The sequence below is a fragment of the Gemmatimonadota bacterium genome (genome assembly GCA_016704275.1).
GTDB lineage: Bacteria > Gemmatimonadota > Gemmatimonadetes > Gemmatimonadales > GWC2-71-9 > Palsa-1233.
In genome coordinates this window covers 631,560-656,871 of record JADJAK010000002.1, presented here as the reverse complement: position 1 = coordinate 656,871, position 25,312 = coordinate 631,560, and the positions used below count along the sequence as shown (strand labels likewise).

Genomic DNA, 25,312 nt, shown 5'->3' with positions numbered 1-25,312 from the left:
TGACCAGTGACATGTAACCAGGGGACGTGCAACCTGCGCCTCCCGCACAACTCCCGGTCACTGGTCACTGGTCACTGGTCACTGGTTACCCTCACCGTTCACCCCTCACCCGATTAGAATCGTCGCCAATGCTTTCCTCCGTCCCCGCCCTCCTGCCGCTCTCGTTGCTCGAAGCGGTCCAGAACATCGACACGCCAGCCGACGATGGACTCGGCGCGCTCCAGGATGAGCTCGCGTCGAAGCGCCTCGGCCTCTCGCCGACGGTGGCGGCGCAGGTTGCCCGGTACCGGCAGCGCGCCGTCGACGGCGAAACGGTGGCAGCCGACGAGGTCCTCGCGGTCTTCCGGCTGGTGGGCCGCCGGCCCGATGCGGCGCTGGTGTATGCCGATGCCGGGCGGCGCGCGGCGCGCTATGCCGCCAAGGAGATCGGGCCCGGGGTGAAGGGGATGTTGGCGATGGCGCCCGGGAAGCGGACCAAGCTGGCCATCGGGCTGCGGGCGGCGTCGAAGCTGTCGCAGCGCTGGTTGCTGGCGGATTTGCAGCCGGCCGATGGCTTGGCGCGCTGTGAACTGCTCGACTCGTTGCCGATGCAGGCGCGGGAAGATGGCGTGGCGTGTGCCTTCTACACTGCGGCGCTGGCCGAGCTGTTGCGGCTGGTGGCTGGGGTGGAGGGGGCAATGGTGCATCGCAGCTGTCGCGGTCGCGGCGACCGCAGCTGTGTCTGGCTTGCCGCAGAGGCAGGGGGCTACCAATGAGTGCGTTGGACACGATCGACCGGGCGATGGTCACCTCGACCCTGGAGCGGCTCGGGGCGGACGGCTGGCTGCTGTTCGACTTCCACGGCTGCAACCCGGTGGCGCAGCGGTTGCTGCCCGGCGGCGGGCTGGTCACGCGGCGGACCTTCGTCTGGATTCCGCGGCAGGGGCCGATGGTGGCGATCGTGCACAAGATCGAGATGCAACCGTTCCTCGGCTTTCCGGGGACGGTGATCCCGTTCGCGCGGCACGCCGAGCTGCAGGCCGCGCTGGAAGGGACGTTGCGGGGGAAGCGCGCGGCGATGGAGATCTCGCCGAAGGATGCGGTGCCGTACCTGGATCGGATCCCCTGGGGCGTGGTCGATCTGCTGCAGAGCCTCGGCGTGACGGTGGTGCCGAGCGCCGATCTGGTCACCCGCTTTGCGGCGACGTGGAGCGAGGCCGAGGCGGCGGAGCATATGCAGGCGGCGGAGCTGCTGCGGGAGATCGCGCTCAACGCCTTGCACGGCGCGGTGCGTCGCGCGGGGACGGGGCTGACCGAGTCGGCGCTGCAGCAGGAAGTCGTGGCCGCGATGGAGGCGGCAGGGATGTTCCTCACCACCCATCCGATCGTCGGCTTCGGCCCGAACGCCGCGAACCCGCACTACGAGCCGCGTCCCGGGGCGGACCGCGCCCTGGAGCACGATCAGGTGGTGCTGCTCGACCTCTGGGGCGGGATGCGCGAGGGGGCGGTCTTCGCGGATCAGACCTGGATGGGCTTCTCGGGGAGCGCGGTGCCCGAGCGGGTGCAGACGGTGTGGACCACGGTGCGCGACGCGCGTGACGCGGCCATTGCCCGGATGCAGGGGCTGGCGGCGTCCGGCGCGCCGGTGCAGGGGTATCTGGGCGACCAGGCGGCCCGGCAGGTGATCGAGGCGGCGGGCTTTGGGGAGTACTTCGTCCACCGGACCGGGCACAGCATTGACCGCGACCTGCATGGCTCGGGGCCGCATCTGGACGACTACGAGACCCACGACGACCGGGCGATGCTGCCCGGGACGGGCTGCTCGGTGGAGCCGGGGATCTACCTGCCGGGCGATTTCGGGGTCCGGAGCGAGATCAACCTCTATTGGGGGGCGTCGGGGATCGTGGTGACGCCGGGGGAACGTCAATTTGAGTTGGTCACGCCTACTTGAGATCGGTTAATCGATCATCGATGATCGATCATCGATGATCGATACGTAGATCTCAATAAGGGACGGGGCTGTTTCATTCGGTGACCTCCGTAGGCTGGTTGTTCGCAATCTGTTACGCTTGCTTGACACTCGCTCGAAGCGCGGGCATATTCATCTCATCCCGGCACTCAGTCGGGGCTTTCCGATCGTCACAGACAGAGTAGACCCCAGGAACCGCGCGGGTTTCCGGCGTATTGACGTCACCCCCCAGGTGGCTTCGTGCGCCGCCGGTTCCCCGATCCACGACGCTCCCGTCGTGCGGCATCGGATTCACCGTCTCTCCACGCCAGTGGAGCGACGCAGTACGCGGTCCCAGCGTCGATTGGCGCCGGTGACTGGCACGAAGGAGCGGCATCTCCAGTGTTTACGCCTTCGGAGGACGGTTCAATGACTCAGAATTGTGTGAGAGCCCTCGCCCGCACAGCGCTTGCGCTTGCGGCGGTGGCATTCGGGGCAGGCGCCTCGACCCTTCACGCGCAGGGCGCGACCGGCAAGATCGACGGTCGTGTCAAGGACGCCGCGGGACAACCGCTGGCGGGTGCGCGCGTGATCATCGTCGGGACGGCCTTTACCGCGACGACCAACCAGCAGGGGTACTACTTCTTCAACAGCGTCTCGGCCGGTTCGGTGACGCTGCGGGCGACCTACATCGGCTACAAGTCGTCGCAGGTCGAGAATCTCCGCGTGCTCTCTGGCCAGACGTCCCCCCAGGACATCATCATGGAGCAGAGCGCCGTGAACGTCGGCGACATCACGGTGACGTCGGCGGCGCAGCCGCTGGTGCCGCGTGACCAGGTGGCCACCAAGCAGCTGATCGACGGCGGCTTCGTCGACAAGCTCCCGGTGGACAACGTGTCGCGCGTGCTGCAGCTGCAGCCGGGTGTGACCACCACGAATGGTGGCGGCATCTCGGTCCGCGGTTCGCGGACGGACGAGCAGAACACCTACATCGACGGTGTGCCGGTCCAGAGCGGTGTGCGCTCGGGCGGCGCGTCGGGCGGCTTCTCGGCCGGCATCAGCGTCGTCGCGGTGAACGGCTTCGAAGACGCCTCGATCACCACCGGCGCCGCGTCGGCCGAGTTCGGCAACGCGCAGGGCGGTATCGTCGCCATCACCACGAAGACGGGCGGCTCGAAGTTCGCCGGCAACGTCTCGTGGGAAACGGACATGCTGGCGCCGGCGCGGTATCGCGGCGGCTTCAACATGTTCCAGGGCGGCTTCGGCGGTCCGATCAAGGGCGCGCTGACGTTCTACGTCTCCGGCCGTCTCGAAGGGTCGCAGGGTGGTAACCGCGGCTATCAGACGTGGGAACTGGCGTCGTGGGCGCCGGTCGGGATCGACACGACCTTCACGCTGCCGAAGACCTTCGGCAACGTCCGCTCCGACTCGATCAAGGTCCCGGTGTATCAGTACGCCGTGATCTCGGGCGAGTGCGACAAGATGGACTTCGTCACCAACGCCGCGCTGCAGGCGATGCGCGACAACTACGGCCAGAGTTGCGCGTCGAACTCGTCGCGCAACGGCGGCGTGTCGACCCAGTACAACGGCACCGCCAAGCTCAACTACACCTTCGGCGGCGGCTCGCGCATCTCGGCGACCTACCTCCTCTCGGGCAACCAGGCGCGCAACCGCAAGGCCGACGGCCTGACGGCGGGCTCCGAGAACTGGTCGAACGTGGCGACGCTGAACTGGAACCAGCAGCTGATCCGCGGCGCCTCGAAGTCCCTCTCGATCGACGCCTATGCGTCGTATCAGTGGAACTCGTCGCTCGCCGGACGCATCACGGATGAGTCGGAAGCCGGCAGCCGGGATCCGATGTTCGGCATCCTGCTGAAGAAGCTCAACTACGTCTACACGGCGGACAACTTCCCGCTCGACTCGACGTTGCTCAAGAACATCCTGACCAACAAGGTGACCAACCGGATCGGCCTGACCGACCGGATCAACACCTCGCAGTACTCCGCGCAGGGTGGTTACGGCGGCGCGCCGGACGGGGTCGGCTACGGCGCCGGCGGCGGCGGTGGTTTCGACAACGCGATCAACTACCAGATCGAGAACCGCAAGGTCTTCAAGGCCAACCTCGACTGGCAGGCCGACCGCTACAACCGGATCAAGTTCGGTGGCGAGTACACCGGCTACGACATCACCGCGTATGGTGGCGGCAACATCTCCACCTATCTCGTGAAGCCGTACCGCTACAACTTCTTCGCCGAAGACCGCATCGACCTGGGCGACGTCATCGTCGTCGGCGGCCTGCGTTACGACTACTTCCTGTCGAACGCTCGCCGGTGGAACGGCTTCCCGCGCATCTCGACCGCGCCGGGCTTCACCGCCGATTCACTCGACAACTTCCTGGTGACCGACCCGTCGCACGACTACATCTCGCCGGCGATCCAGGTGGCCTTCCCCGTCACGGAGAAGACCAACTTCCGCCTGTCGTACCGCCACCAGGCGCAGTCGCCTGACCTCGGCCTCGTGCTGCAGAACTCGCTGACCGACATCGATGCCGGCGGCGCGAACTCCCGTTCGAACTGGGGTGGCGACCTCGACTTCGGCAAGACGATCCTGTTCGAGTTCGGTGTCCGTCACGCCTTCTCCGACGACATGGTCCTCGACCTGGCCGCGTACAACAAGGACAACCTGGCCAACGCCTCGTACCAGTTCGCCTTCCCGGTCGACCCGGTTGGTGGGCAGCCGACGCGTATCTTCCAGGCCCAGAACGCCGACTTCGGCAACACCCGAGGCCTCGACCTCCGCCTCGATCGCCGCATCGGCAACTACGTGAACGGCTCGCTGTCCTATTCCTTCCAGGACACCAAGAGCACCGGCTCGGACCCGACGTCGTACCGGAACTTCTACGAGCCGCTCCCGGGCAACCGTGCGCCGCTCGCCGCGACCACGACGACCTTCTCGCGCCCGCATACGATCGCCGGCTCGTTCCAGGTCACCCTCCCGGCTGACTTCCAGCAGGGCTCGATCCTCGGTGCCGTCCTGAAGCGCACTGGCTTCTACGCCACCTTCCGTCTTGCCTCGGGCACGCCGTACACCCGTTGCGACGTGACGGACCCGGGTTCCGTGGGCGTCCGGAGCGGCGGCAGCTGCGCCATCGAGCCGGCACAGTCGTCCTTCCTCGGCGCGCGTCTCCCGGCGGCGAAGGAGTTCGACCTCCGTGTCACGAAGAACTTCCAGCTCGGCAAGTTCGACATGACCGGTTACCTCGACGGCCGCAACATCCTGAACCTCAAGGTCGTCAACTCGGTGTGGGCCACGACCGGGACGATCCAGAACGCGGCCCAGGACAAGATCAACTGGAACGCGGACTCGCTCACCTTCGCGACCTTCGGGACCCAGAACGGCTTCCGTCGCGTCTCGGACGGGGCGCTCACGTTGCCGGCCACGGACGCGGCCTGCGCCCTGTCGGGTAACGGCACGAACACCACCGGCGCCCAGTGCTTCTACTACCGGAAGTCGGAGCAGCGCTTCGGCAACGGTGACGCGGTCTACACGCTCGCAGAGCAGCGCGCGGCGTCGGACAACAACCGCGCTGGCGGCAGGCACATCAGCAATTACGTTGGCGCCGGTCGGCGTCTGCGCTTCGGCCTTGAAGTGAACTTCTGACCCCGGCCGGGGGGAGCGGGCGGTCATCCGACCGTCCGCCCTCTCCGGACGACTATATCAGACGCGAGGAATCAATGCACGCACTGCGTGGTATGCAGAAGATGTTCGTCGGGGCCGCCCTGACGATGTTGGCGCTCGGCCTCGCGCCGAGCACGGCTTCGGCCGGGCCGGCACCGGGGACGAAGCAGCAGCCGTATCGTCTCTTTGCCCGCTCCACGGGATTCATTGCCACCAACCGGGTCTTCTACGGTCTTGGCACGCGTGGTGAAATCGGTGCCGACTCGTCGGGCACCGGCACCACCGCCGGCGGCAACTGGCCGCGCGGCACCCAGAACTCGTACATGTTCAACTCCGGCTTCCAGTTCGCCGGCATCATCCGCGGCACGAAGCCGGCCAACCCGTGGGGTGGCGACACCTCGGCGGCGCTGCTCTTCGACGCCTCCGGTACCCACAAGCACGGCGCCGAAGTCATGCCGATCTACAACGGCCAGAATCCGGCCGACGTGGCAGCCTGGCCGGAAGTCGCCTACGTGCCGCAGGGCGACGCCGGCGAGCTGCTCTTCAGCCCGCTGCTTCGCGGGCAGGTCAACGCCTCGCAGGGTGACGTCTACTGGATCACCTGGGACGGCGACCCGGCGTTCATCGCGCAGCGTCCGCACCCGCTCGGCATTCTGGCCGAACACCGTGGCGTGGCGTGGAACTACCCGTCGGGCAATGAAGACATCCTGTACTTCATCATCACGTACTACAACGTGACGTCGCTCGACCCGGCTGCCTACGCGCAGCACCGGCCGGCGATGCGCACGCTGCTCCTCGAGCAGGCGCAGAAGTTCCATGCCCTGAACAACGCCAAGTTCGGCATCACGTTGCCGACGGCGGGCTACACGATCGATGAGCTGTTCGCGGCGTATGCGGCGGACCCGGACGTCGGCCCTGGTGGCGGCGGCAACTACTCCGGCGTCAACCTGCCGTTCGCGATGGGCTTCGCCTACAAGGGTGCGTTCGACCGCCCGGCGTCCTGGGTCTACGATCCGTCGATCTTTGCCCCGCCGTTCTTCCAGGGCATCGGCTTCGTCGGGATGAAGTACCTCAAGGGCCCCGAGGGCCCGGGCGAAATTCAGCTCTTCTCGAACACCTGTAACGGCGGCTGCTTGCCCGACCCGGGCCAGGCCAAGCAGGTGTGGCGCTACCTCGCCGGCAAGAACGACGTCAACGTCGGCGACCAGGCCTGTACGATCAACTCGCCGGAAATCAACCACGTCTGCTTCGTCCACCTGGGCGCAACGGGCGTTGACATCCGGATGTTCGAATCCGCCAAGTCGTCCTCGCTGGCCCCGGGTGCTTCGGCCTCGGTCGTCATCGCGTTCGTCCACGCGGCGCCGGTGCTCATCCCCGGCTTCGCGCCGACCACGGCCACCTCGATCACGCCGGGCATCCCGACGTTGACGGCGTCGGTCGACTCGATGTTCAAGTACAACGGTGCCAACAAGGTCGACTCGATCGCCGGCTTCCTCGGCTTCACCGACGGCAACAGCGACGGCATCCCGCAGCAGGGTGAGTTCAAGGTTCGCCCGAACTCCCTCTACGGCAAGGCGCTCGTGGCGCAGACGGTGTTCGACGCGAAGTTCCTCCTCCCGTTCTCGCCGGAGCCGCCGGAGTTCTTCCTGATCCCGGGCGACGCCACGGTGACGATCCTCTGGAAGCCCTCGGCGTCCGAGGCCACGGGTGATGCCTACTTCGCCATCGCGTCGTCGGCCACGACCGTCACGCCAGACGGGACGATCGCGAACAACTTGTACGACCCGAACTACCGCCGCTTCGACGTCGAGGGCTACCGCCTCTATCGCGGCCGTCTCGACGGCCCGGGGTCGCTCAAGATGTTGAAGCAGTGGGACTACAACAACACGACCTTCAAGGACTTCGGTGGCCTCGTCGTCGAGGGCGGCAACCTCGGCGCGGCAATCAACTGCGCCCCGGAAATCGCGGTCCTGACCGCCTGTCGTGCGGCGTTCACGCCGATCACGCCGGGCGTCACCTCGACGATCTCGTTCACCTACGACCTTGTCGGTCCGCTCGTCCAGGTCAACTACGGCGGTCGCGACAGGCTGGCGACCGGTGGCATCGTGCTGAACCCGGGCGCGGCCGACTCGGCGCTGACCCGCGACGGCTTCCCGCAGCTGTCCAATACGGGCGTCCCGTTCATCTACACCGACACCGACGTCCGGAACGGCGTGCGCTACTACTACGCCGTCACGGCATTCGACGTGAACTCGCTCAAGTCGTCGCCGTCGTCGCTTGAGTCGGCGAAGATCTCGAAGCAGATCGTTGTTGGTGCACCGGCCGCGAACTACAACAACACCGCGACCATCCAGAAGGGCATGTTCGGCCGCAGTGGGCTCCTGACGGACAATGCGGTCCCGACGATCGGCACCGACGGCAAGTTCTCGAAGAAGTTCCCGCCGTCGAATTCTGCCTCGGTCTCCTTGGCCGCCTTCGCCCCGCAGCTGCTGGTCGGCTCGGGTGAAGTGTCGATCACCTACGACTCGTCGAACGTGACCGCGATCGCCGCTGGCTCAAGTGTGACGGTGCGCGAGTACTACACCATTCAAAGCGCAGCCGGTGCGTCCAAGGTTGATCGGACCGTGGTCAAGTCTGGCACCAGTGGCGCGGTCCAGACGATCACCGGGACCTTCGACGCCATCGCGCCAAACGGTCCGCTGGCGGCGCAGTACGGCGGCGACGCGACCTACAAAATCCCGGGCGCGTTCTCGATCACCACGGGTGGTGGCGCCTACTGGACCGGCATCGCCGGCCGTGGTTGCGCGAACGCCTCCACCGGCTTCCGCTCTGGCCAGTGCTACTACAACGGACCGCGCTGGTTCATCGGGGACCAGGAAACGAAGGCGAATCCGACGACCGCTTCTCCCGCGGTGCAGCTCACGGGCGCGACGACGGCCGCCTCCTTCGGCAACGCCGGCGAACTGACCGGGGTCGTCGCGGCGCACCACCCGGATGCCTACGGCTACATCAACGGCGTCAACTGGCGCGACTTCGAACTCTACAAGTCGCCGTTCGTTACTGCCGCCGACTACCGGCTGTACTGGGGTGCGGCCGGCAAGGTCGACTCGGTCGTTGACCTGACGCACAACACCCGGGTGCCGTTTAATACCCGGATGGTCAACAGCTGGGGCGTCCTGAATGGCAGCGACGTTTCTGCCGTCGGCTCCCAGGACAAGCGCGCTGAGCTCACCGCGACCGACTTCGGTTGCGTGGACGGCCCGCGTGCCTTCTCGCAGTCCAGCTTCGGCTGCACCAACACGGCGACCTCGCTGGTGCAGACGGCAGTGCCGGGTCCGATGGCGTTCTTCGTGAACGGCACGGCCAACGCCCTGACCGCCCCCGCGGCCTCCAGCAACGGCTTCGGTCTCTACATCAAGGGACGCGCCTTCCTGTTCCAGCTGACCGGTGGTGCTGTGCCGGCGGCGGGGACGGCCTGGACGATGCGCGACTACACCGGAGCGCTCAGCGGTGGCAACGGCGCGGGCGGCGACCTTGGCGCCTACGTCTACACGCCGGTGATCAACCGTCCGTTCAACGCCCCGGGTGCGGCGCAGAAGTTTGCGTTCACCGTGCTCAACGAGAAGGCGGCGGTGACGGATGAGGCGCTGGCCAAGGTGCACACCGTTCCAGATCCGTACTATGTGACCTCCGCGTTCGACCGTCAGGTCGTCTCGAAGGTGATCAATTTCGTGAACGTGCCGACCGGCGCCCGGATTCGCATCTACACCACCAGCGGCATCCTGGTGCGCATCCTCGACGCCGCACCGGATGCCCTCACCGGCACCGTGACGTGGGACGTGCGCAACCGCTCCAATCAGTTCGTGGCCTCGGGTGTGTACTTCTATCACATCGAAGCTGAAGGGAAGAGCAGGGTTGGCCGGATGACGGTCGTCAACTTCGCTCAGTAGCGGTCGCCCGTAGGAACCACTGCCCGTCACGGGCAACCGATTCACTCGAGGTGTGGTGGCCAGCTCAGGCCGGCCACCGCACCACAGGAGACGAGACCAGATGATCCGGCATTCCGTCGCACGCGTTGTTGCCCTCACCCTGTTGGCTGCCACCCCCGTCGTTGTCGGGGCGCAGTCGACCGCGGTCAAGCGCGACAACACCGGCTACGGCACCACCGCCGCCGAGTTCCTCCTCATCGGAGCGAACGCACGCGGTATGGCTCTCGGCGGCGGCTACCTGCCGCTGGCGACTGACCTTGGTGCCTTGTACGCCAACCCGGGTGCCCTCGCGCTGATCAAGCGCGCTGGCGTCCAGGGATCGCAGTTGAACTACATCGCCGACACCAAGCTGAACTGGGGCGGCGTCGCCACCCCGTACGGCGGCGGCTCGGGCGCCATCGGTTTCTCGATCGGGAGCTTCGGCTTCTCCGACCAGCCGGTGTACACCCCGCAGCAGCCGAACGGCACCGGCGAGTTCTACAGCGTCTCCGAGACCTACGCGGCCATGACGGTCGCCAAGAACTTCTCGGACCGCTTCTCAGTCGGTATCACCGCCAAGGGGGTCTTTGACCGCCTCGGCCAGGTGAGCGGCAATGCGTTCGCCGTCGACTTCGGCACGCACTTCCACTCGCAGCTCGCCGGCAAGCCGATTCGCTTCGCCTTCGCGCTGACCAACCTCGGCACCAACCTCACGTACAAGGGCGACCCGTTGAAGGTCACCTCGGTGCGCGACACCCTCCCGGGTGACGGTGACGTTCCGAGCGGTCCGGTGGCGTCGACGCGGTTGACCTCGCCGTTCTCGTTGCCGACCAAGTTCGCCGTCGGCCTGGCCTACGACTTCATCTCGACCTCGGACGCGCGCCTCACGGTGACGTCGGAGTTCAACCAGATGCGGTCGAACAAGGCCTCGTTCTCGGCCGGTGGCGAGTTTGCCGCCGAGCGTGTCGGTGGCTCGCCGTTCGGCGTCGCGCTCCGCGGCTCCTACACGTCGAACCCGTCGCTGGCCTACTCCTCGGCTGGCGTCGCCTTCGAGAAGCAGACCGATGACAAGTCGGCTGGTCTGGCCGTCGGTGGCGGTGTGTCGCTGGCCTCGCGCGGCGGCTTCGCGCTCGGCTTCGACTACGCCTGGAAGAAGATGGGCGCCCTCGGCGACGTCTCCTTCTTCACCGTTTCGCTGGGCTGGTAATCATGCGGCTCGAGCTCGTTCGGCAGGCTGACCTGTCCGGTGCCCTGGGGATGACACGGTGTTGAACACTGTCGTCATGCTCGCGGTGCTGGCTGCCGGTGGCAGCGCTTCACAGCGCGACCAGGGGCTCGAGCTGGGTGTGACCCGATTCTTCCTCCCGGCCTCGGGGGAGACGCAAGTGCTCACCCAGGCCGGGGTGCCGTACCTCTTTGCATCAGCAATCGGCTCGGGTGCCGACGCCCACGTCACCTACACGGTGACGGTCAAGGTCGTCGATGATCGCGGCACGGTGCTGACCAGCGAGTCGTTCCAGCGGAGCGCGCCAGCGATGGCGCGGATTCCTGGCGCCGCTGGAGTGGAAAATTTCCGGTTCCTGCTCAAGCCCGGCACGTTCGTGATGCATGTGTCGGCCCGGGACTCGTTGACCGGGAAGACGATTGCCGATTCGGTGCGCCTCGTGGCCTATGCCTCGGCGCCCGCTGCGTCGGATTTGATGCTCGCGAACGAAATGCGGCAGTTGCAGGCGGGTGACACGACCTCGATGCCTGGGGAAGTCGCGCGTGGCAACTTCCGGATTCGCACCGCCCCGATGCTCCGGGTGGACATCGTCAACTCGAACATGGCGTACATGCTCGAGGCCTATTCCGCCACGGAGAGCCAGGGCGAACTTCGCCTGTCGATCCGCAAGCGTGACGGCACGACGGTGGCCGACCTTCCCCCGACGCGTCAGCAGATTCCCGCCGGTGGCGGGCTGTTCAAGGGGCAGTTCTCGGTCGAAGGGTTGCCGGACGGCGATTACCAGATGCATGCCACCCTCGCGGTGGCCGGCAAGACGGTGACGATGCAGACGCCGTTCGTTGTCTCGCCTGCCGAGGAGGCGCTGAAGCGCAGCGTGGCGATCAGCCAGGCGAATCGTGGCACCGACGAGGGCTACTTCAATGCCCTCCCGGATGATTCACTCGACGCGGCCGCCGAGGTCCTGTTCCTGACCGGCGCCCCGTCTCGCGAGCTGAACGTCTACAAGCAGGATATGTCGATGGCCGCGAAGCGTCGCTTCCTGATCGATTTCTGGTCGAGTCGCGACAAGAACAAGGCCACCGTGAACAATGAAGACCGCATTGCCTTCTACCAGGCGGTCGCGAACGTCAACCTGAAGTATGGCGAACGCGGGCGGGTGGGTTGGAAGACCGATCGTGGTCGTGTCGCAGTGAAGTTCGGTCCGTTCAGTGAAATTCTGGCGCGACCGTCTGATGGCCGGGCGCCGCCGTATGAAGTGTGGCGCTACACGGTTGGCAAGCCGATCTGGTTCATTTTCGCCGACCGAGGGAACCAGGGCAACTTCATTCTGTTGAAGTCGAACGAGTTCCGGGAACCAGGATCCGCTGGCAATTGGCTGGAAATCCTGACTCCCGAAGTTGCCGACGAGATTGGCCGCTGGCTTGGCGTCAACCTCTCGAACGTGCCCTGAGTCTGGGCGCCACCATGTTCACCGATGAGTGCCCGAAGCACTCCGCTCTCTCCTGAGGAGTTTGACTATGAAGAAGATGGTTCGTGGGGCGATCGCCATCCTCGCGCTCTCGGGTCTGTCAGGATGCGTTGACGACCCCCTTCTCGATCTGAACAGCGAGCCCACCGAAGTGCGGGCCAATCCGATCGTGCTGAACGTGAAGCAGGGCGATTCGTCGGCGGTGCTCCTCCGACTGATCAACCCGCTGAACAACAGCGTGCGGACGAGCTTCACAATCTCCGGCGCCGGGGCCGGCATCGCCGTCCACTACGATCCGCTCTACCGCCCCGAGTTCGTTGACGGGTCGGACACGCTCATCGTGCCGCTCGACAAGTCGCAACAGCGCTACTTCGTCGTCGGCGTCTCGCCGGGCGAATTCACCTACACCGCCACGGCCGGCGGCCTCTCGGGGACCTTCAAGGTCCGCGTCGAGCCGGCGAACCTCGGCGCGGCACTCTCGCGCACGACCGGCGTGGCCGGCGACGAGGTCACCATCACGGCGCCTGCCAACACAAGCTTCACGCAGACGGCCACGGTGGCCTTCGCGACCGGGGCCAATGCGATCGCGTCCCGCTCGGCCGATGGCAAGACGATCAAGGTCCTGGTCGGTCCCGGCGTGACCGGAGCCGCCACGGTCGTTGGCGTCACGATGGATTACCTGACGGCGGCGGGCAACCTGACGCTCGTCTCGACCAACACGGTCACCACTCCGGCCCTCGCGGCGGCTCCGACGACCGTGTCGGCCGCAGCCCCGAACGCCGGAGCGCCGGTCACCGTCACGCTCGGCGGGTCACTCCGCTTCCGCGGCGACGGCAAGGTCCTCATCGGCGGCGTCGAGGCCGGCATCACCGCCCTCAGCGCGGACTCCTCGACCGCGACGATCGTGCCGACCTACAACTCCACCGGTGCGGTCACCTTCACGGGCGTTGCGCTCTCCTTCCTCCCGACGGTTGCGCTCGCGTTGCCGTCCGACGGCAAGACGATCGCGCCGACGGCGACCTTCGGCGGCACCACGCTCGCCGGCGGCACCGACATCGCAAACGCGCCGGAAATCGCCCTCCCGACCGTCGCCGGCCGCAGCGCCGTCGTCACGGACCAGGGTGCCTACGGCGCGTACGCGACCTGCACCGGCACGTTGGGCGGCAACACCTGCCGCATCTACAAGATCGTCGTCCCGGCCACCACGACCTACCGGGTCGATGCCAACTGGAACAACGCAGCCGACCTCGGCATCTACCGTTTGACCTCGGCCGGCGCCTTCGCTGCGACCGTTGCGGACGCGCATGGCGAAGACGCCAGCAAGAACGAGAATGGCACCATGACGTCGCTCGCAGCTGGCACGTACTATCTGGCTGTCGTCTGGTACGCCGGCTCGGAGACCCAGCCGACCACGTTCCAGATGCGTATCACCAAGAACTGATCCGCATCACAGAACGAAGGGCAATGACTCGCCCCCGTCCGGGAAACCGGACGGGGGCGATGTCGTTGCGGGACGATCCTTTACAGCCGCGCATGTCAATGCGCGGCCCCATACGCGACGATTGCCGCATTGAACCTTTACAGCCGCGCATGTCAATGCGCGGCCCATACGCGACGATTGCCGCGCATTGACATGCGCGGCTGTAAGACATCCCTATCGCAATCAGCCCTGCTGCTTCAACGCCGCCAACGCCTCCGCCAGGTTCTCCCCGCCGCGCCACTGCATCTGGAAGAGCCGCGCGTAAATGCCGCCGCGCCGCAGCAGCTCGGCGTGCGTCCCCTCCTCGACGATCTTGCCGGCATCGAGCACCACCAGCCGGTCGGCGCGCTGCACCGTGCTGAGGCGGTGCGCGATGATCAGTGTGGTCCGCCCCACCAGCAGCCGCTCCAGCGCCATCTCGACCAGCCGCTCGCTCTCATTGTCGAGCGAAGACGTTGCCTCGTCGAGCACCAGCACCGCCGGGTCCTTCAGCACGGCACGGGCAATCGCGATCCGCTGCCGCTGACCGCCGGAGAGCTTGACGCCGCGCTCCCCCACCACGGTCTCGTACTGCTCCGGCAACTGCACGATGAACTCGTGCGCATTGGCAACCTGCGCCGCCGCCTCGACGTCCGCTGCCGAGGCATCGGGGCGGGCATAGGCGATGTTCTCGCGCACGGTGCCACTGAAGAGCGCCGGCTCCTGCGGCACGATCCCGATGGCGTGCCGCAGGTCGGCGAGCGTGAGGTCCCGAATGTCGATCCCATCGAGCCGGATCGCCCCCTGGTCGACGTCCCAGAAGCGGGGCAGCAGCGAGGCCAGCGTCGTCTTCCCGGCGCCAGAGGGGCCCACCACGGCCACGACTTCGCCCGGGGCGATCCGTAGTGTCAGCCCCTGGATGGTCGGCTCGGCCGTGTCGGTCCGATAGGCAAAGGTGACGTCGTCGAAGGTCACCTCGCCGCGCACCGGGTGGGGCAGCGGCACCGGGATGGCGGGGTCGGCGACCGGCGAGACGGTCTCGAGTAGTTCGAAGACCCGCTGGGCCGCGCCCACCGCTTCCTGGTACGCCGAGAAGAAGGTCGCCAGGGCGCCGAAGGCGGCGGCGATGCTCACCGTGTAGAGGAGGAAGGAGACCATCTGGCCGGGGGTGAGCTGGCCGGAGAGCACCAGCCTCCCACCCATCCAGAGCACCGCCGTCACCGCCGAGAAGGTGGTGAAGGTGATCACCCCGAAGAAGGTGGCGCGGACCCGGGCGCGGTGCAGCGACGCCGTCACCACCCGCCCCACTCGTGTGGCAAAACGCTCACGTTCGTACGGCTCCTGCGCAAAACCCTGCACCACCCGGATCTGGCCGAACGCCTCCTCGGCGAGCGCAGTCGAGTCGGCCAGCTGGTCCTGCACCGACGTGGTGATCGACTTCAGCCGTTTGCCGAAGATCAGCGCCGAGAGCGCCACGATCGGCACCACGCCGACGGCCGTCAGCATCAGCTTCGGCTGCATCCAGGTGAGGATGACCACGCCACCGACCAGCGCCAGCAATTGCCGGGTGAAGTCGGCGAGCTGGTGCGAGAGAATCCCCTGCAGCAGCCCGATGTCGACGGTCAGGCGCGATGTGAGCTCGCCGGTACGGCGATCGGCGAAGAAGCCGGGCGGCATCTCCAGCAGCTTCCCGAACAGCTCACGCCGCAGCCCCGCCACGGCGCGTTCGCCGGTGGCAGAGAGGAAGTAGGTCTGGATGTAGTTGAGGACGGCGGTCGTGGCGAAGATGGCGAGGAGGCCGAGGGCGATCTGGTCGAGCAGGTGGCGATCGTGGCGTTCGAAGGCGGCGTCGAGGAGGTAGCGCACCACCAGCGGGAAGGAGAGCGCCAGACACGACGACAGCAGCAGCGTGATGGCGGCAATCAACAACCCGCGGCGATAGGGCCGCACCCTCGGCCAGAGCCGGAGGAGCGGCCTGGGCGAGGGGGGGCGCTTCCGCGGGGCGCTCAGCTCAGTGGTCGGTGTGGGCGCCGGACGCCGCGGCTGCGGCATCGGGAGTCAGTGACGTGGCACTGCCGAGCTGGATCTCCTGTGCCTGGATCGCACGGTGGCCAAACGGCACCCAGCGATCGACGGCCATGGCGACGAAGAGCAGCGCCAGGTAGGAGAGCGAATACTTGTAGAGGCGCCAGGTCGTCGGGGTGACGCCGTCTTCCTTGGCGATCACCCAGCAGAGCTGGAGGAAGCGAGCGCCGAGCAGGGTGGCGGCCACGCCGTAGAAGAGCCCCTGGATGCCCACCACGGCCGGCATCAGCGTGAAGGGGATCAGCATCAGGGTGTAAAGCAGCATCTGCCGCTTGGTCTCGGGGACGCCGTGCACATTCGGCATCATCGGGATCCCGGCGTTGCCGTAGTCGCGCTGCTTGTTGAGGGCCAGCGCCCAGAAATGCGGCGGGGTCCAGTAGAAGACGATCGCGAAGAGGTAGAGCGCGCCGAGGTCCACCGAGCCGGTCATCGCGGCCCAGCCGACCACCGGCGGGAAGGCGCCGGCGGCACCACCGATCACGATGTTCTGCGGCGACGATCGCTTGAGCCACACGGTGTAGATGAAGACGTAGAAGAGCAGCCCCGCCAGCGCGAGCCACGCCGACAGCGGATTCACGAAGGTCCAGAAGAGCGTGAACGCGACGGCGCCGAGGGTGATGCCGAAGAGGAGGGCGGCGTTGGCCGGCATCCGCCCGGACGGGACGGGGCGCAGCTTGGTGCGCGTCATCCGGTCGTCGATGTCCCGATCGAACCACATGTTGATCGCGTTGGCGCCGCCGGCCATCAGATAGCCCGCCAACGTCACCCAACCGATCAACCCCAGCCCCGGGCATGCCAGCGGGGGTGATGAACATCGGGGCGATGGTGGTGACCAGCAGAAGCGAGATGATCCGCGGCTTGGTCAGGGTGACCAGGTCCGCCAGCAGGGAGGGCTGGGGCAGGGCCACGGCGTTGGGGGCAGCGTCAGTCATGGATCTATTGTTCCTCACGGTCGTCGCCCCTAGGCGCGACGGCCTCATGGTGTCAGTTTTCCAAGCGGGCAATCTACCCCGCCGTCGGACCCCCCTCAAGGAATTCCCCCATGGACGAGCGCCTCCCGCGTCATCTTGGCCTCTGGAGTGCCGCCGCCGTCCTGGTGGGGACGACGATCGGAAGCGGGATCTTCCGCGTCCCCCGGGAAGTCGCGGCCGCCCTGGGCGATCCGCAGGCGATGCTGCTCATCTGGGTGGTGGGTGGCATCGTCACCCTGACCGGGGCGTTGACGATCGCCGAACTGGCGGCGGCCTACCCGCGGTCGGGGGGGATCTTTGCCTACATCCTCGAGGCGTTCGGCCCGCTACCGGCCTTCCTCTATGGCTGGGCCGAGCTGACGGTGATCCGCGCCGCGGCGATCGGCGGGATCTCGCTGGTCTTCGCCACCTACCTGGGGGAGTTCTTCCCGCTCACCGACCAGCAGGAGCGCCTGGTGGCCTCGGGGGTGATCCTGGTGATCGCCCTGCTCAACTACCTGGGGGTGGGGCTGGCGTCGCTCCTGATGAACGTCACCACCATTCTCAAATACGGCGCCATGCTGGGGCTGGGGCTCTTTGCCTTCGCGGTCGGCGGCGGGACCACGGCGAACTTCGTGACCCCCTCGCCGGCCGCCACGGTGACCCTCTCCACCATGCTGACGGCGCTGGTGCCGATCATGTGGACCTACGACGGCTGGTCGAACCTCTCGTTCATCGGGGGCGAGGTGAAGGAGCCGGGGCGGAACCTCCCGAAGGCGCTGATCCTCGGGACGGTGGCGATCGTGGCGATCTACCTCTTCGTGAACGCCGCCTACCTCTACATGATCCCGGCCGCCGAGATGGCCACGATCCAGCGGGTGGCGTCCGAGACGGCCAGCCGCATCGCGCTCTTTGGGGGCGCCGGGGCGGCGATCATCTCCGGGGTGGTGATGATCTCCTGCTTCGGCTCGGTCAACGGCTCGGTGATGACCGGCCCGCGGATCTTCTTCGCCATGAGCGAGCAGAAGCTGATCTTCCCGGTGATTGCCCGGGTCTCCCCCCGCTTCCAGACCCCGTCGGTGGCGATCTGGCTGACGGCGGCCCTTGGCGTCGCCTACGTCATGCAGAACTCCTTTGCCGAGCTGGCCGACCGCTTCGTCCTGGGGTCGTGGCCCTTCTACGCCATGGCGGTCGCCGGGGTCTTCGTGCTCCGGAAGCGGAGCCCGGACGTGGAGCGGCCCTACCGGACCCTGGGCTACCCGCTGACGCCCGCCATCTTCCTGCTGGCCTCGCTCGGGATGGTGGCCAATGCCCTGCTGTCGAACCCGGCCCAGAATGGGGTGACCTTCGGGATCATTTTGGTGGGGGTGCCGGTGTATTTCGTGTGGCGGCGGTTTGGAGGGAAGAGGGACCAGTGACCCGTAACCAGTGACCCGTAACCAGTGACCCGTAACCAGGGGGTCCCCCCAACGGGTCACGGGTCACAGGTCACAGGTCACTGGTCACTTCCCCCCCCTCCCCCCAATAAGAATTCACTCTTGTGACTGACCCGTGACCCCCCCTTGGGGGGGCTTGCTTGCGCGACTTCCGATCGGGAACGACATTTCGCCTGCCGCTTTTGGGGGTGTCAGGTCCCTGACCCAGACCCCTGTCGCGGCCCCTCTCATCCGCAATTCTTCAGGAGCAACGATGCAACGCTTTCTTCGTTTGACACTGGCAGTGTCGAGCGCGATCGTCGCCATGCTGGCGCTGCCGACGGTCGGCCGCGCGCAGGGTGTCACGACGGGCGGTATTGCCGGTACGGTGATGGACTCGGCTGGCGGCGTGCTGGCTGGCGCGACGGTCCGGATCACCAGCCCGTCGACCGGCTTCTCCCGCATCACGACGACGCGCGAGAACGGTCGCTATGTCGTCTCCGGTCTCGAGACCGGGACCTACCGTGTCGCGGTGGCCGCGATCGGCTTCGGCCCGCAGGCCCGCGAAGGGGTCCGGGTGCTCCTGTCGCAGACGGCCCGTGCCGACTTCACGATGGGGCGCCAGGCGGTGACGCTGCAGGAAATCGTCACCACGGCCGCGGCCGCCAGCTCCGAGTTCGCCCCGACGCGGACCGGGGCGCAGACCTTCATCTCCGACTCCTCGGTGCGGCGCCTGCCGACGCTGAATCGGCTGCTGCAGGACTTCGTCCGGTTGACGCCGCAGGTGGTGACCAACCCGGCGCCCGCCAACGCGGGTGAAGTCTCGATCGCCGGCCAGAACTATCGCTACAACGCGATCCAGGTCGACGGCACGACGCAGAACGACAAGTTCGGCCTCTCCGACACCGGCGAGCTCGGTGGCCAGGCCAACGGCCGCGGCATCTCGCTCGAAGCGGTCAAGGAGTATCAGGTCGTCGTCTCGCCGTACAACGTGACCCTGGGCGGCTTCACCGGCGGCTTGATCAGCGCCGTGACCAAGAACGGCACCAACAAGTTCGCGGGCACCGGCTTCTACACCACCCGGAACCAGGACCTGGTGCCGAACGTTCCGCTCTACTCGGGTGCGAAGTTCCTGCGCCGCCAGTACGGCGGCTCGCTGGGTGGCCCGATCATCAAGGACAAGCTCCACTTCTTCGCCGCGGCGGAAGGGACGTCGGCCAACCAGCCGGCCTTCGGCCCGTACATCGGCCAGCCGCAGGACGCCGCGCAGCAGCTGCGCGTCGACCAGGCGCTGGTGGACCGCTTCAACGCGGCGCTGGCACAGTATGGCATCGACGGTGGTTCGGGCGGGCAGGAGTTCAACAAGAACCCGATCACCAACCTCGTCGGCCGCCTCGACTGGGCGGTGTCGTCGAAGAACCGCGTCGTGCTCCGCGGCATCTACAACAAGTCGCAGGGTGACGATTTCTCGCGCTCCACGTCGACGTTCACGCTCTCGTCGAACCGCTTCAAGCGCGACGAGTGGTCGTCGTCGATCACGGGCCAGTTCTTCTCGAACTTCAACAACGGCGCGACCAACGAATTGCAGCTCGGCGTGATCCGCCAGCGCTTCGCTCGCGTGTTCGACAACATCGGTCCGCAGGTGACCGTCAGCAACGTCCCGTCGCCGCTTGTGGCGGGCACCCTGGTGGCGCTCCGCGCCGGCCCGGACTCGAACTCGCACATCAACCAGCTGGACCAGGACGTGCTCGAGTTCCGCAACGACCTCACCATGCCGCTCGGCAATGGGCACTTGGTCACGCTCGGTGCGCGCGCCGAGGTGTACAAGATCCGCAACGCCTTCTGGCAGAACGCCTTCGGCTCGTGGCGCTTCGAGTCGATGGAAGCGCTCGAGGCCGGGACGGCCTTCGCGTACGGCGTCGGCGTCGGCCGCGGCGACCCGATCGCCCGCTTCACGACGTCGAACCTGTCGTTCTACCTGCAGGACCAGTGGACGGTGAATCCGGCGCTGACGCTGACCTACGGCGTCCGTGCGGAAGTGCCGCGCTTCAAGGACAAGCCGACCGTGCTCGCGGATGCCTTCACGGACTTCGGGCGCAAGACCGATGAGATCCCGACCAACACCAACATCAACCCGCGCCTCGGCTTCAACTTCACTCCGGGCGGCTCGAACGGGCGGACGCAGGTCCGCGGCGGCGTCGGCTTCTTCTCTGGCACGCCGTCGTACGTCTGGATGTCGAACCTCTACACCGCCAACGGCAACAGCGGCATCGCCCAGTTCACCTGCCCGCAGGCCATTGTGCCGGCGTTCACGCCGGAGAACATCCTGAATGCCCCGCAGACCTGTTCCAACGGCTCGGGACCGGGCGTCGGCAGCACCATCGGCACCATCAACACCGCCGACCCGAACTACAAGCAGCCGCAGGTCGTCCGCGCCACGCTCGGCTTCGACCGCAAGCTGCCCTGGGGCCTGACGGGCACCATGGATGCCGTCTACACCTACGCGCTCAAGTCGCCGTTCATGGTGAACCTCGAGCTGGCCGACCCGACCACGACCGACGCGAACGGCCGCGTGATGTACGGCACACTCAACGCAACCACCGGGCAGCCGACCACCATCGCGAAGCACGGCTCCAAGTATGGCGGCACCTCGGGTGGCGGCGTCTATGACCTCACCAACTCCAAGGGCGACTACTCGTACGGCGTGACCGCCGGCCTCGCGAAGCGGTTTGCCGGTTCGTTCGAGGCGAGCGCGTTCTACTCGTACCAGCGCTCGTACTCGGTCGCGGACTTCACGTCGTCGGTCGCCCGCTCGGTCTACCAGAACGGTCGCACCCAGGCCGGCAACCAGCTCGACACGCAGGTCGATCCCTCGTCCTTCGACCGTCCGCACCGCATCACGGCCTCGATGACCTACACGGCGCCGTGGAAGAACTTCCCGACCGACATCTCGTTCATCTACATCGGCCAGTCGGGGACGAACTTCACGTACACCTACTCCGGGGCGAACAATCGCGGCGACCGCAACGCGGACGGCGTGGCCACGAACGACCCGATCTACATCGCGCCGAGCAGTGCGCAGATGGCGTTCGTGCAGAACGGCACCTTTACCGCGGCGCAGCAGGCGGCGGCGTATGATGCGCTGCTCAAGGACGAGCCGTGCATCGCCAAGCAGAAGGGCGAAATCATGGGCCGCAACACCTGCCGCAACCCCTGGTTCAACCAGCTCGACCTCTCGGTGCGCCAGTCGTTGCCGGGCATGCGGGGGCAGAAGCTGACGCTGCAGGCGGACATCTTCAACTTCCTGAACTTCCTCAACCAGGACTGGGGCCAGTACAAGCAGAACAACCGCTTCCCCCAGGTCTCGCTGCTGACGGTCACCGGCCAGACGGCCGATGGTCGCCCGACGGTGCAGATGGACACCCGCATCGGCGACCGGACCTTCCGCTATCCGAAGGCGCTCAACTCGGTGTCGTACTGGCAGGGTCAGGTCTCCCTGCGGTACGCCTTCTGATCAGGTAATCGGTTCCGCAGGACCACAGGCCCCCGGGCGCTTCGGCGTCCGGGGGCTTGTGGCGTTCGGGAATGTCGTGCGTCCGTTGAGGGGCAGTTGAGGCCGGTGCCGTTCCGTGGGGCACCCCTCGCCACGGAGCCCGCATGCCGCTGGTGCACCATCGCTGGCGCCCGCCCCACCGTGGACGCGCGGCCACGGCGCACGACGCCATCTGGCTTCGCGCCAGGATCTGTTCGGTGCTGATCGATTGGCCCGGCATCGCCCTCGAGACAGTGGCCTGCTCGGATGACGAGGTCACGTTGGCCGTGCGCGCACGCGATGAGGCTGCCGCGCGGGGGTTCGCCCTGGCAGTGGAGGCGGAGCTGTGCGTGGCGATGAAGCGGCGAACGGCGATCGCCTAGGAAGTTGTCATCCTGAGCGAAGCAGCCCGGAGGGCTGCGTAGTCGAAGGACCTCTCGCACTGGAAAGGGGTCCTTCGACTGCGCCCGCTTCGCGGGCTTCGCTCAGGATGACACACCCCTCACCCCTCACCCCTCACCACCGTTCGCTGTTCGCCGTTCGCCGTTCGCCGTTCGCTAGCTTCTCACCTTCCGCAACAACCCCAGCGCCAGCACCAGGAACACCCCGTTCATCGCCCACGCGGCCACGGTGGGATCGACGTAGTCCTTGCCGCCGATTGCCTTCATGATCTGCGTGCCGGTGAGGTAGACCAGCGTGGTGCCGAGCGCGATCGCGAGGCCGAGGGCGGCGCCGGCGCGCGGGTTGGTCACGGCCAGGGGCGCGCCGAAGAGGGCGACGATCAGGCAGGCGAACGGCAGCGCGAACTTGAGCCGATAGTCGACGGCGAGCATCCCCGGTTTGGTGCCGCTCCGTTCGAGCAGGTCGAGGTAGTCGCGGAATTCGCCGATCCGCATCTCTTCGCCCTTCTTCCCTTCGTCGAGCAGCATCGTCGGCGTCTCGCGCATCGTCTTGAGCCGGAGCGACGTGAAGCGCACCGTCTCGACGCGCTGGCCGCTGTCGCCCACCTGGTACATCGCGCCCTGATGGAGCACCCAGAGCTGCCGGCGCTTGCTCCAGCGGGCGGAGTCGGCGCTGATGATCCACCCCTCCGGCTGCCCCGGTGCCGCCTGCGGCGGGGTGAGCAGGACGCCGAGCATGACGCCCTCCTTCCGCTGCAGCTCGTGGATCGCGTAGGTCCAGCCGCTGGTCGAGATGAAGGCGAAGTTGTAGCGACCAAGCGCCGACGACGAGTTGAGCCGCTCCTGGTGCAACTCCTTCTGCCGCGACGACGAGGTGGCGGCCGCCTCCTGCAGCGCAAAGTTCGCCGGTACGGCGAGCGTGGCGAGCAGGATCATCGGGAGGATCAGCCGCCAGAACGACACCCCGCCCGCCTTCACCGCGGTGAGCTCGCTGTAGCGCCCCATCCCGTTCAGCGTGAAGACCGTCGCGAAGAGGACCGCCGCCGGCAGCAGCGTGGTCATCTGGTACGGCAGGAAGTAGAGCTCGCCGAGGAGGATGTCGGGGACCGGGACGCCCTTGCGGGTGAGCGGGCCGAAGCGCTCGGAGAGATTGATCAGCACCGCGACGAGCGGAATGCCGATCGCCGAGAGGAGGAAGGTCCCCAGCCATTGCCGGAGGACGTAACGGTCGAGGGTGCCGAGCAGCTTCACGCCGCCTCCGGTCGACGGCGGCGAAGCAGCGACTGCACCGCTTCGCCGATCGCCTGCAGGATGCCGCTGGTGCGCGACGTTCCCATCTCGCGGTTGGCCGATGCCACCATCACCAGCCCGAGCAGGGTGAAGATCACCAAGGGGGCGTACATCGCCATCGCCGGCGAGATGTAGCCGACGTTGGCGAGGTTCTCGCCGCCGATCAGCAGGACGTAGAATCCGAGGAAGATCAGCAGCGAGCCGCCGATGACGAGGCCGATGCCGCTGCGCGGATACTTGAGCGCGAGTGCCATCGCCACGAGCACGAAGCCGAAGGCCGAGAGCGGGATCGCGAACTTCTTGTGGTACTCGACGCCGAACTCCCGTGTCGTCTTCAGGTTGCGCTCGTCCTGGTAGCGGGCGCTGTTGACGTCGACGATGGTCGAGGCAAGACCGGTGACGGGTGCGACCTCGGTCGGCGGCACCAGGAAGCCTTGCTGTGGGGCGTTGACGGCGGCCTGCCCCGCCACGCCCCCATCGACCAGCGGTGCCGGCGCCCCGTCGGCGGTCGCGGTGGTCGCGGTGATCGTCGGCGGCGCGACGACCGGTGCCGGTACCACCGTGGCCGTCGTTTCGGGGGGAAGCGACGCCGGCCGCGGCTTCAGCACCGGGGCGGTCACGGAATCCACCACCTTGGGGGCCGTCGAGTCCTGCTTCACCGCCGAATCGGTCGGCGCGCTCCCCGGCGCGGGCTGCCCCGGGAGGCGGTAGATCACGCCGGGAGGCGGCGTCGCCGGGGTGACCACGGGGCCACCCGGCGCGGGCATGACCGGCAGCGACGGGCGGAAGCTGTCGACCGTCTTGATGGACTCCGCGGTAACCGTTGGCGCCGGAGGCGGCAGCACCGGCGGTGTGAACGCCGTGTCCTCCCTCCCCAGGATCAGCCGCTCGAACCACCGCTCGACCGGCCGATACGCGGCGCAGCGGGTCGGCAGCGCCGGCATCTGGCGGATGGCCGGGGGAGGCAGCGCCGGCAACCCGGCGAGGCGGCGCAGGTCGCGGCGCGTGAGCACCTCGCGCTCGCTCTTCCCCTCCTTTCGGTACCACGCCGCCGAGTCGATCCCCATCAACAGCTCGCAGCCGGTGAGTTCGCGGTCGCTCCGGTCCCACTGGTTGGTGCTCCGGGTCAACTGATTGGCCACGCCCGGGACGCGGACGCGATTCACCGCGAAGGTCGTCCGCTCCAGCCGCCCCGGTTCGATCGACTTCACTTCCGTCGCCACGCCGTCGTACAGCGTCAGCACCAGGTCGGTGCGGTTCGGCGCCTCGCCCATCACGCCGCGTGCGGCGCGGATGACCCGTGACCCCTGATAGGAGGAGAGGTCGTAGATGGTCACATCCGTCAGCGCCCCGGAAACCGGGTCGATCTCGGCGGCGCGCAGCACATACTGGTTCGGCAGCGGATTGAGCACCTGCGGACGGAGGGTGAGCGTCGGCAGCTTCTGGACGACATCCTGCTGCAACGTCGTGAAACGAGCGTTGCTTCGCGGAACGACCTGGTCGAACACCAGGAAGTTGATCCCCGAGATGACGCAGGCGGCGAGCAGCGCCGGCCGCGCCATGCGCCACACCGAGACGCCGTTGGCGTACATCGCGACCATCTCGAGATCGGCGGCGAGCTGGCCGTAGGCATAGAGTGCCGAGGTCAGGACCGACATCGGCAGGGTCAGGGTCAGCAGGGCGGGGAGGGCGAGGAGAATGGCCTCTCCCATGACGGAAAAGGGAAGGCCCTTCCCGCCGAATCGGTCGATCAGGCTGTAGAGCTGGTTCAGCAACAGCATCCCCGTCAACGCCACGACCCCCCACCCGAACGGGGCGGCAAGGGAACGCAGGATGTGACGCGAGAGGAGGCGCATGCGGATGTCGTGGGCGTGGTTGTGGCGCCCCGCGGGAGGGGCGTAGTTTTCTGGTCGG

At 67.1% G+C, this 25,312-nt stretch carries 14 protein-coding genes; 10 read left to right on the top strand and 4 right to left on the bottom strand.

Features of this window, described 5'->3' with window-relative positions:
• Positions 1 to 128 precede the first annotated feature (128 nt).
• From IPG05_06775 to IPG05_06745, 7 genes are all read left to right on the top strand, one after another.
• Positions 129 to 755 (top strand): hypothetical protein, encoded by a 627-nt coding sequence (locus IPG05_06775; protein MBK6494792.1) that lies wholly within the window; start codon positions 129 to 131, stop codon positions 753 to 755.
• Positions 752 to 1,930: an aminopeptidase P family protein gene (locus tag IPG05_06770; protein ID MBK6494791.1), complete on the top strand. Its 1,179-nt coding sequence runs from the start codon at positions 752 to 754 to the stop codon at positions 1,928 to 1,930. The genes IPG05_06775 and IPG05_06770 overlap by 4 nt, the downstream gene beginning before the upstream one ends.
• Positions 1,931 to 2,410: 480 nt before the next feature.
• Positions 2,411 to 5,587, top strand: coding sequence for a carboxypeptidase regulatory-like domain-containing protein (locus IPG05_06765; GenBank protein MBK6494790.1), 3,177 nt, complete (start codon positions 2,411 to 2,413; stop codon positions 5,585 to 5,587).
• Between the two features lie 74 nt (positions 5,588 to 5,661).
• Positions 5,662 to 9,555 (top strand): hypothetical protein, encoded by a 3,894-nt coding sequence (locus IPG05_06760; GenBank protein ID MBK6494789.1) that lies wholly within the window; start codon positions 5,662 to 5,664, stop codon positions 9,553 to 9,555.
• Positions 9,556 to 9,655: 100 nt separating this feature from the next.
• Complete coding sequence (locus IPG05_06755; protein ID MBK6494788.1) at positions 9,656 to 10,780, top strand: PorV/PorQ family protein; 1,125 nt, start codon at positions 9,656 to 9,658, stop codon at positions 10,778 to 10,780.
• A gap of 58 nt (positions 10,781 to 10,838) precedes the next feature.
• Entirely contained in the window at positions 10,839 to 12,248 is a 1,410-nt protein-coding gene (locus IPG05_06750) for a GWxTD domain-containing protein (protein MBK6494787.1), read from the top strand.
• A gap of 67 nt (positions 12,249 to 12,315) precedes the next feature.
• Complete coding sequence (locus IPG05_06745) at positions 12,316 to 13,707, top strand: PPC domain-containing protein (GenBank protein MBK6494786.1); 1,392 nt, start codon at positions 12,316 to 12,318, stop codon at positions 13,705 to 13,707.
• Positions 13,708 to 13,929: 222 nt separating this feature from the next.
• On the opposite strand, the gene IPG05_06740 is transcribed toward IPG05_06745, so the two are convergent.
• Both IPG05_06740 and IPG05_06735 read right to left on the bottom strand, forming a co-directional pair.
• A complete protein-coding gene (locus tag IPG05_06740) occupies positions 13,930 to 15,777 on the bottom strand; it encodes an ATP-binding cassette domain-containing protein (GenBank protein ID MBK6494785.1) in 1,848 nt (615 codons plus the stop codon).
• Positions 15,737 to 16,588, bottom strand: coding sequence for a protoheme IX farnesyltransferase (locus IPG05_06735; protein ID MBK6494784.1), 852 nt, complete (start codon positions 16,586 to 16,588; stop codon positions 15,737 to 15,739). Before IPG05_06735 ends, IPG05_06740 begins: the two co-directional genes overlap by 41 nt.
• A 264-nt stretch (positions 16,589 to 16,852) precedes the next feature.
• On the opposite strand from IPG05_06735, the gene IPG05_06730 reads away from it, so the two are divergent.
• The 3 genes from IPG05_06730 (at position 16,853) to IPG05_06720 (ending at position 22,090) form a co-directional block, all read left to right on the top strand.
• The gene (locus IPG05_06730; protein MBK6494783.1) at positions 16,853 to 18,178 is read left to right on the top strand and encodes an amino acid permease; all 1,326 of its coding nucleotides are present in this window, start codon (positions 16,853 to 16,855) and stop codon (positions 18,176 to 18,178) included.
• A 271-nt stretch (positions 18,179 to 18,449) separates the two neighbouring features.
• Positions 18,450 to 21,689 (top strand): TonB-dependent receptor, encoded by a 3,240-nt coding sequence (locus tag IPG05_06725; GenBank protein ID MBK6494782.1) that lies wholly within the window; start codon positions 18,450 to 18,452, stop codon positions 21,687 to 21,689.
• A gap of 143 nt (positions 21,690 to 21,832) precedes the next feature.
• Complete coding sequence (locus IPG05_06720) at positions 21,833 to 22,090, top strand: hypothetical protein (GenBank protein ID MBK6494781.1); 258 nt, start codon at positions 21,833 to 21,835, stop codon at positions 22,088 to 22,090.
• 174 nt (positions 22,091 to 22,264) lie between these two features.
• Here IPG05_06720 and IPG05_06715 read toward each other — a convergent pair whose 3' ends face one another.
• Together IPG05_06715 and IPG05_06710 are read right to left on the bottom strand one after the other, a co-directional pair.
• Positions 22,265 to 23,359: an LptF/LptG family permease gene (locus IPG05_06715; GenBank protein MBK6494780.1), complete on the bottom strand. Its 1,095-nt coding sequence runs from the start codon at positions 23,357 to 23,359 to the stop codon at positions 22,265 to 22,267.
• Positions 23,356 to 25,254, bottom strand: coding sequence for an LptF/LptG family permease (locus tag IPG05_06710; protein MBK6494779.1), 1,899 nt, complete (start codon positions 25,252 to 25,254; stop codon positions 23,356 to 23,358). Before IPG05_06710 ends, IPG05_06715 begins: the two co-directional genes overlap by 4 nt.
• Positions 25,255 to 25,312 lie beyond the last annotated feature (58 nt).

Excerpts from the sequence above, each read along its gene's own strand:
- IPG05_06770 (MBK6494791.1), top strand. The coding sequence starts at position 752 with ATGAGTGCGTTGGACACGATCGACCGGGCGATGGTCACCTCGACCCTG.
- IPG05_06710 (MBK6494779.1), bottom strand. The coding sequence starts at position 25,254 with ATGCGCCTCCTCTCGCGTCACATCCTGCGTTCCCTTGCCGCCCCGTTC.
- IPG05_06760 (MBK6494789.1), top strand. The coding sequence starts at position 5,662 with ATGCACGCACTGCGTGGTATGCAGAAGATGTTCGTCGGGGCCGCCCTG.
- IPG05_06730 (MBK6494783.1), top strand. The coding sequence starts at position 16,853 with ATGGACGAGCGCCTCCCGCGTCATCTTGGCCTCTGGAGTGCCGCCGCC.
- IPG05_06745 (MBK6494786.1), top strand. The coding sequence starts at position 12,316 with ATGAAGAAGATGGTTCGTGGGGCGATCGCCATCCTCGCGCTCTCGGGT.
- IPG05_06740 (MBK6494785.1), bottom strand. The coding sequence starts at position 15,777 with ATGCCGCAGCCGCGGCGTCCGGCGCCCACACCGACCACTGAGCTGAGC.
- IPG05_06775 (MBK6494792.1), top strand. The coding sequence starts at position 129 with ATGCTTTCCTCCGTCCCCGCCCTCCTGCCGCTCTCGTTGCTCGAAGCG.
- IPG05_06755 (MBK6494788.1), top strand. The coding sequence starts at position 9,656 with ATGATCCGGCATTCCGTCGCACGCGTTGTTGCCCTCACCCTGTTGGCT.
- IPG05_06720 (MBK6494781.1), top strand. The coding sequence starts at position 21,833 with ATGCCGCTGGTGCACCATCGCTGGCGCCCGCCCCACCGTGGACGCGCG.
- IPG05_06725 (MBK6494782.1), top strand. The coding sequence starts at position 18,450 with ATGCAACGCTTTCTTCGTTTGACACTGGCAGTGTCGAGCGCGATCGTC.